General features: G+C 32.7%; 3 protein-coding genes. 2 read left to right on the top strand and 1 reads right to left on the bottom strand.

The window, feature by feature from the left end:
• The first annotated feature begins 215 nt into the window (after window positions 1-215).
• Complete coding sequence (locus LOK41_RS27705; protein WP_241819311.1) at window positions 216-953, top strand: hypothetical protein; 738 nt, start codon at window positions 216-218, stop codon at window positions 951-953.
• A gap of 62 nt (window positions 954-1,015) precedes the next feature.
• A complete protein-coding gene (locus LOK41_RS27710) occupies window positions 1,016-2,200 on the top strand; it encodes a hypothetical protein (RefSeq protein WP_241819312.1) in 1,185 nt (394 codons plus the stop codon).
• 69 nt (window positions 2,201-2,269) lie between these two features.
• Here the strand turns inward: LOK41_RS27710 and LOK41_RS27715 are convergent.
• Window positions 2,270-2,940, bottom strand: a 671-nt coding sequence (locus LOK41_RS27715) for an IS200/IS605 family accessory protein TnpB-related protein (protein WP_241819313.1), incomplete at its 5' end; no start/stop codon positions are given.

Genomic DNA, 2,940 nt, shown 5'->3' on the forward strand with positions numbered 1-2,940 from the left:
CTTTCCACGATACTCCAAATACAGCCAAGTCGACAAAAAATATTCACTGCTGATTGTTCTATATACATTGCCAAAGGTTGTCTTGAGAAATAATTTTCTTCCGAAAAACACATTTACACATACATTATTTGTAAGATATGATGAGGATAATGTTCCAAATAAATGAATTGTTAAATATATATTTTTATTAATAGTTTCAAAAAGGGGGATGTAATATGAAAAAATTACATGCATTAGCATTAACAATGGGTTTAATGACTTCAGCTGTAGTTGTACCTACTGCTACTTTTGCAGAAAGTGATGATTTACCTTATTTGAATGAAATTAAGAAAATGCAACCGGATTTGAGTACATCGGAATTAATATCAAGTATTAATGAAATGGCAAAGAATACAGGAAATACGAAAGAGGCAATTACTAAACAAATTTATAAAGAACTCAAAGCAGATGAAGCTCAAGGTAAAAAAGAAGCAAATAAAAAAATAAACACGTTAGGCGGTAGTGGTGGTACAGTATCTGTAGGTAATAGCAATATGGGCGATTTCTTTTATACTGGTTCATATACTGCATATTTGAATCATGGACATGTTGGTATGTACTATAATTCAAATACAATTGTAGAATCAGTTCCAGGTGATGGAGTACGTACACTTAGTACCACAGCTCGTAAAGTCGATAAAGGCGACGCTGTTGTCAAATCTGTAAATACTACTCGGCAAAACAAAAATGATGCTGCATGGTGGGCGAAAAGCCGTGTAGGTATAGACGGATATTCTTATAATTTCGCCACGAATAGAGCTACTGATCATTATGGAGCTAAAAATTGTTCAAAACTTATCTGGTCAGCTTACAAGCTTAATGGTGGTTTAGATTTAGACAAAGATGGTGGCGCTGGCGTATATCCACGAGATGTTCGTGATGCGAAACAGACATCAGTAGTTCGAAATATCTAATAGAAAGAAGTGCAACGAATACATTTGTTGCACTTCTTCTTGTAAGAAAGGAATATATCATAATGAAAAAACTACTATTTGTTATTTTAGGGATAATTGTGATTACAGTATTAGCTTATTTTTTCTTTTTCAGTAACTCAAATGTGAATTTGATATCTGAGGAGGATGTTCAAAAAAAAGATTTTTTGAAGGATAAACAAGCTGTGATATACCTTTCTTCTACAGCTGATCAAGACATGGATGGTAAGGGTATTAGTTATGCAGTGTTTATTAATAAGAATGGGGAAGCAAGTGGTTATAAAATGAATGGTTTAGAGCTTGGTGGTATAGGAGTATCAGAAAATAAAAAAGAACTTTTATTAGAAAGTAAGGACAAGCTTAAAATTGTAGGAGAGAACTTTAAAGAGTTTAAGATGAAATACCAACATACAGGAGATTACAGAGCATATTTAAAAAACAGCGACTTGTTTGTAAACATCTATAATTCTGGTAGTAATCCTGATACCGGAGGATATGATTCAAATGTTGTATATGGTAATAAAAAAGGTATTCATAAAGGAAATATCCCACATTATCTTATGAGCTCTGGAGTGGATGAAGAAACTATTTTAGTCATGACTCAAGATATAGACAAAAAAGAATATAGTCTAAAAAAGGTAACATTTAATGATTTAAAGATGAAGCTTGAAGATGTTACAGAAATTAGTTTAGATAAAAATATGTCATATTCTAGTTATTCTTCTATTTTAAGTGATGAAAATTTTTATTATACGGTTTTAGTTGAAAATGATAATACGATTAAAGGAAAAGTTTATTTGTTACGTATCGATAAAACGACATTAAAACAAGAATTAATTTTGTTGTCTTCCGAAGAGGATACCACAGCTTCAATACCTTTTACAAAAAACAATTCCGCATATCTACATAACAATGAATTATATTTTATAAATGGATTAGGTAACGTTATTACGTTTAATACACAGACAAATACAGTAAATACTAAGTTTAAGATTGACTATCATGTAACAGATGGTGTTAGATACAATGAGCAAACTTTCTTCAAGGACGATCAATTACATGTCTTACGGTATGATAAAAATCGAAAAAGTAAATATTATATAGAAATTTACTCTTTAAAAAATGGGAAGAAGATTAAAGAAAGTGAAGTTATAGGTATGGAAGAAATTATTAACTCTGTGCGGGGAGGAAAATCAATTCATGCTTATGACTTTAAAGTGTTAGGGTGAACCTCTCCACCTAAATCATAGATTTTGATGGAGCATTCTTTATCATAAATACGGTTAACTCGAGCATTTTCACACCGCTGGTGTGACCGCCTGAAGAAAACTAATGAATGTAGATAAGGATTGCTGTGTTCTGGCTGAAATTTGAGGAACTTTTTCCTCAAATTTCAAATTTTTCTTTTCAGAAAAAGCTTTAAGATACTCACGTAAGAAATAACATGTGCCAATGTTGTAGGTTGCATTTAAATCAGCATGATAGACCTTGTCATTTTGGAATGTAGCGAGGTCTTTTTTGTGATTACGTACAACTTCACCTGAGCCATCGAAAGCTAGGTTACTAGTGTTTGCAGCATTCACTCGATGAATACGAATTCCTTGATAGTGCGCCATTTGTTGCGCTTTATTTTGAATGCCATTTTTGCACCAGTGGTGCAATTTCTGTTTGAGTCGTTTAGATCCGTACGTATGAGGCAGGAATTTCATTTTTCCTAAAAATTCGAATACGATCACATCCGCATTGTGCTGTTTCGCAAAGTTTACGATGCGACGAGCTGTATCTATCATTATGTGTTTTTGTAGACCGTTTATCTTTCTCCAAAGGTTAGGGGCAGAGATATACCCATATTTCTTTTGTACGATTTTTACGTTCTTAATCATTCGATCCATCCGGTGGTTCTGTTGCAAAGTTTGAAAAAAACATAAACAGGTTGGTAAATGAGGAGCAATGTTTAGGAAGTAGCTAA

It is taken from the genome of Bacillus sp. TL12, from assembly GCF_022625245.1.
In the GTDB taxonomy this organism is placed as follows: Bacteria; Bacillota; Bacilli; order Bacillales; family Bacillaceae_G; genus Bacillus_A.

Coding starts and splice junctions, on each gene's coding strand:
- LOK41_RS27710 (WP_241819312.1), top strand. CDS start 1,016: ATGAAAAAACTACTATTTGTTATTTTAGGGATAATTGTGATTACAGTA.
- LOK41_RS27705 (WP_241819311.1), top strand. CDS start 216: ATGAAAAAATTACATGCATTAGCATTAACAATGGGTTTAATGACTTCA.